The 392-nt window shown below is 70.9% G+C and carries 1 protein-coding gene; it reads left to right on the top strand.

The features are described from left to right. Positions 1-392 (top strand): hypothetical protein (locus CVH10_RS18035; protein ID WP_219924780.1); only part of this gene is annotated, 392 nt, incomplete at both ends.

Genomic DNA, 392 nt, shown 5'->3' with positions numbered 1-392 from the left:
CGATCGGCGACCCGACCGTGAAGTCCGAATATCAGGCGGAGTTTCGCCAGCGTTTCGACGACCATTTCGCGCGCGGGCGCCACACGTTCCAGCAGCGTCAGCCGTTCTATCCGATCGGAGCGCGGCAGGGCGGGCAGCGCGGACCGGGGCGTAAGTGGACGCCCCCGCTTCCGCCGGTGACCGAGGATGCCAAGCGCGTCGGCGCCGCCGGCGGCATCGATCGCGTGCTCGCCAAGGCGGTGCTCGCCGGATTGATCCGCCACCCGGCGGAGATCGCGCGGCATCTGGAGGTGTTGGGGTCGCTGAAGCTGGCGGATGGCGCGCTGGCGTTCGCGTCGGAGCTGAAGGGGCTGCTGGCGCATCCGCTGCTGCGCCGTGCGCCGGACATACGC

The sequence above is a fragment of the Halomonas sp. ND22Bw genome, assembly GCF_003011945.1.
In the GTDB taxonomy this organism is placed as follows: Bacteria; Pseudomonadota; Gammaproteobacteria; order Pseudomonadales; family Halomonadaceae; genus Halomonas; species Halomonas halophila.
The sequence above is the reverse complement of the archived record's forward strand: the minus strand, read 5'-3'. Positions and strand labels throughout refer to the sequence as shown.